Source organism: Pseudomonas sp. NDM (assembly GCF_003105095.1).
Taxonomy (GTDB): Bacteria; Pseudomonadota; Gammaproteobacteria; order Pseudomonadales; family Pseudomonadaceae; genus Aquipseudomonas; species Aquipseudomonas moraviensis_A.
Window position 1 is genome coordinate 1 of sequence record NZ_QETJ01000267.1, and the last position, 3662, is coordinate 3662.

Below are 3662 nucleotides of genomic sequence, written 5' to 3' on the forward strand. Positions count from 1 at the left end.
AGCTCCTACAGGGAACGCATTCTCATGTAGGAGCTGCCGAAGGCTGCGATCTTTTGCTTTTGTGGTTAGCCCCTGCGCCAAACCCCTTTCCCAATCAACCGCGCCCGATCGTGCGCCATGCTGAAATCCTGCTCCGGCCCCTTCGGTACAACGCCCGTCGGGTTAATCGTCTTGTGACTGCCGTAGTAGTGATGCTTGATGTGCTGAAAATCCACCGTTTCGGCAATCCCCGGCCACTGATACATCTCACGCAGCCAGTTCGACAGGTTCGGGTAATCGGCAATCCGCCGCAGGTTGCACTTGAAGTGGCCGTGATACACCGCGTCAAAGCGAATCATCGTGGTGAACAGACGCACATCGGCTTCGGTCAGGTATTCCCCGCTCAGGTAGCGATTGGCACCCAGCAGTTGCTCAAGATGATCCAGCTCGGCAAATACTTCATCGAATGCCTGTTCGTAGGCCTGCTGCGACGTGGCAAAACCGGCGCGGTAGACACCGTTGTTCACCGCTGGATAGATCCGTTCGTTCAGTGCATCGATCTCGTTGCGTAGCGGCTCTGGGTAAAAGTCCAGATCGTTGCCGGTGAGATCGTCGAACGCGCTGTTGAACATGCGGATGATTTCCGCTGATTCATTGCTGACGATGCGCTTGAGTTTCTTGTCCCACAGCACTGGCACCGTCACACGCCCGGTGTAGTCAGGCGTGTCAGCGGTATAGCGCTGATGCATGAATTCGAAGCCATCAAGCTTGTCACCGGTCGAGCCGAGCGCCTTGTCAAAGGTCCAGCCGTTTTCCAGCATCAGCCAGCTGACGACCGAAACGTCGATCAGGCTTTCCAGCCCTTTGAGTTTGCGCAGGATCAGCGTGCGATGCGCCCAAGGGCAGGCAAGGGAAACGTAGAGGTGGTAGCGCCCGGCTTCGGCCGCGAAACCGCCTTCGCCGCTGGGGCCGGGCTGGCCGTCGCTGGTTACCCAGTTGCGTCGCTGCGCTTGCTCGCGCTGGAATGCGCCGTCCTTGCTGCTTTCGTACCACTTGTCCTGCCAGTGGCCGTCGACGAGTAAACCCATGATCAAGACTCCCAAAACCAATATGCGTTGGAGTCGAGTCTATTCCGATGAGTTCGAACAAAAAGCGCAAAGATCGGGCGCTAATGATCGGTTAGATCGATGTGTTGCGTGCTGCCCAATATTGCTCGGCGGTGATGAACGCCTGTTCACGATTTTGACCAAGGCCGCGCAGGGCGAGGGCCATGGTCGCAATCAAGGCCATTTGCGGGTAACTGTCGACCACGTCGCCACGCCACACGGCTTTCAAGTGTTCGATGTCCAGCGAGGCGGGTTTGACGTGGCGTTGCGCTGACAACTGTGGCCATTCTTCGTCCCAGCTCTGACCGCCGGTAGTGCCGTAGAGATGGCTGGTCGCGTCGGGGTTGATCTCGATTTCACCACCGTCGCCCTTGACCACGATCGCCGTATCGCCAAGCAAACCGCTGGCATCGCGGTGCACCGCCTGGTAGCCCGGATGGAAAATGCTTTGCAGGCCACAACGCGCGCCCAGCGGATTGAGAATCCGCGCCAGCGAGTGGATCGGTGAACGCAGGCCGAGGGTGTTGCGCAGGTCGATCATCTTCTGCAACTGCGGCGCCCAGTCCACCAGCGGCATAAAGGCCAGGCCGCCGTTGTCCAGTGCCGTTCCGACCTGCTGCCAGTTGCGGCACAGGGGAATGTTCAGTTCGCCCAGCAGTTGTTCGCTGTACAGACGCCCGGCCGTGTGCGCACCGCCGCCATGCATGAAGATGCGCACGCCATTCTGTGCGAGACATTTGGCTGCCAGCAGGTACCACGGCAGATGGCGTTTTTTGCCGGCGTAGGTCGGCCAGTCCAGATCGACATTCATTGCCGGCGCCTGCAAGCGTTGGCGCAGCGCCTCGGTGAAACCGGCCATTTCCTCGGCGCTTTCTTCCTTGTGCCGCAGCAACATCAGGAAGGCGCCGAGTTGCGTATCTTCAACCTGATCGTCAAGCACCATGCCCATAGCCTCGCGGGCTTCCTCACGCGTCAGGTCGCGGGCGCCGCGTTTGCCTTTGCCGAGAATCCGTACGAATTGCGCGAACGGATGCTCGGCAGGCGTTTCGAGGGTCAATGCTGGAAAGTCGGTCATAGGCAATTCGTTGGTTTGGGCAGGCCCGCCAGCTTCGCGGCGAGTTTGGCAGGGGTGCCTTTGAACAGTCGATTCAAGTGCAGACTGTTGCCTTTGTCCGCGCCGAGCTTCAACGCGGTGTACTTGATCAGCGGCCGCGTGGCCGGGGACAGCTGGAATTCGGCGTAGAAGCTGCGCAGCAGTTCGAGGACTTCCCAGTGTTCGGGGGTCAACTCGATGTCCTCGGCGGCGGCAAGGGCGCTGGCGACTTCGGCCGACCAGTCGCTGAGGTCGACGAGAAAGCCGTCTTTGTCCAGTTCGATGGCGCGGGCGCCGACGTTCATCGAATTCATAGCCAGCTGTTGACCTTGGCGTGACGGACCGACAGCTCGACGAAGGCCGGATAATCGATGGCTTCAGCCCAATCCGGAACCTCGATCGCACGGGCCTGAGCGTCTTCAACCAATACAAACAGATTGGCTGGCCGTGCTTGCAGGGCAGAGAACGGCACAGTGTCCGGTTGCAGGGCATACACCGCATCACCAGACAGCAAAACCGCATCGGCGCTGCCGAGCAGGCGCAGGCAACTGGTCAGGCGGTCGTCGCCGAACGGGGAATGAGACAACACATGCAAAGTCGACATCAGAGGGTGATCACCTGGTCGTAACGGTCAATAAGGGCGGTGATTTGATCGGTGGCAAGCGGCTGCGCTTCGTCCAGCGACAGTTGGCCAAGACCGCGCGCGTGGGCGCTTTCTGCGCAATAGAACAGCTCCTCGACACCAAACATCGGCAACGCCTGCAGGTTGGCGCTGAGGTCTTTCTGCTGCAGGGCCTTGGCGTTCTGCCCGGCGGCCAGTTGCAGCACGCCGTCATCGAGAAACAGCAGGCCGATCGGCAAATCGAAGGCGCCCCCGGCGAGCACTATGTCCAGCGCTTCCCGCGCGCCGGGGCCGGACCAGGGCGATTGGCGACTGATGATCAACAGCGATTTGGCCATGTTCACGCGCCTCCGAAACAGACAAGACGGTCAGCGTCCTGCACGGCGTCGTGCAACTGACCAAGACCGGACAATTCCCACGGCGCGCTTAGCGAAATCGCATCACGCTGGTAACGCTTGGCTTCTTCTTCGTTCAATACACCACGGCGAAGTGCGGCGGCGATGCAAACCACGCCATCGAGTTGCTTATCGTTGATAAAGGCGCGCCATTGCTTGGGCAAGTCCGGTTCATCCTGTGGCGTCACCACTGCATCGGAGGCGTTGAACACGCCGTCCTGATAGAAAAACAGCCGGACAATCTCGTGCCCGCCGGCCAGCGCGGCCTGGGCAAACAGCAGGGCACGGCGCGAGGAGGGCGCATGGGCGGCGGAAAACAGCGCAATGGCGAACTTCATGATGAACTCGATCAGCGAAACTGCGGCCATGATAAAGCTTTATTGCAGCAGCCGCGAAACCTCAGTTTTACGCGATGCCTTTGTAGGAGTGAGCCTGCTCGCGATAGCGGTGTGTCATCCACAAAACGT

6 protein-coding genes are annotated in these 3662 nt (G+C 59.8%); all 6 read right to left on the bottom strand.

Features of this window, described 5'->3' with window-relative positions; genetic code table 11:
• Nucleotides 1-65: 65 nt before the first annotated feature.
• The 6 genes from DCO47_RS26125 to tusD all read right to left on the bottom strand — a co-directional run bounded on the left by DCO47_RS26125 (nucleotide 66) and on the right by tusD (nucleotide 3533).
• Nucleotides 66-1067 carry a glutathione S-transferase family protein gene (locus DCO47_RS26125; protein ID WP_116659235.1) on the bottom strand — a complete coding sequence of 334 codons (1002 nt, stop codon included), beginning with the start codon at nucleotides 1065-1067 and terminating at the stop codon, nucleotides 66-68.
• A 91-nt stretch (nucleotides 1068-1158) separates the two neighbouring features.
• Complete coding sequence (locus tag DCO47_RS26130) at nucleotides 1159-2160, bottom strand: glycosyl transferase family protein (protein WP_116659236.1); 1002 nt, start codon at nucleotides 2158-2160, stop codon at nucleotides 1159-1161.
• Nucleotides 2157-2492, bottom strand: coding sequence for a TusE/DsrC/DsvC family sulfur relay protein (locus DCO47_RS26135; RefSeq protein WP_116659237.1), 336 nt, complete (start codon nucleotides 2490-2492; stop codon nucleotides 2157-2159). The genes DCO47_RS26130 and DCO47_RS26135 overlap by 4 nt, the downstream gene beginning before the upstream one ends.
• Nucleotides 2489-2782 carry a sulfurtransferase complex subunit TusB gene (gene tusB / locus DCO47_RS26140; protein ID WP_116659238.1) on the bottom strand — a complete coding sequence of 98 codons (294 nt, stop codon included), beginning with the start codon at nucleotides 2780-2782 and terminating at the stop codon, nucleotides 2489-2491. Before tusB ends, DCO47_RS26135 begins: the two co-directional genes overlap by 4 nt.
• Nucleotides 2782-3138, bottom strand: a complete 357-nt coding sequence (gene tusC, locus DCO47_RS26145; protein ID WP_042609231.1) for a sulfurtransferase complex subunit TusC — start codon at nucleotides 3136-3138, stop codon at nucleotides 2782-2784. Before tusC ends, tusB begins: the two co-directional genes overlap by 1 nt.
• A gap of 2 nt (nucleotides 3139-3140) precedes the next feature.
• The gene (gene tusD, locus DCO47_RS26150; RefSeq protein WP_042609397.1) at nucleotides 3141-3533 is read right to left on the bottom strand and encodes a sulfurtransferase complex subunit TusD; all 393 of its coding nucleotides are present in this window, start codon (nucleotides 3531-3533) and stop codon (nucleotides 3141-3143) included.
• Nucleotides 3534-3662: the final 129 nt, after the last annotated feature.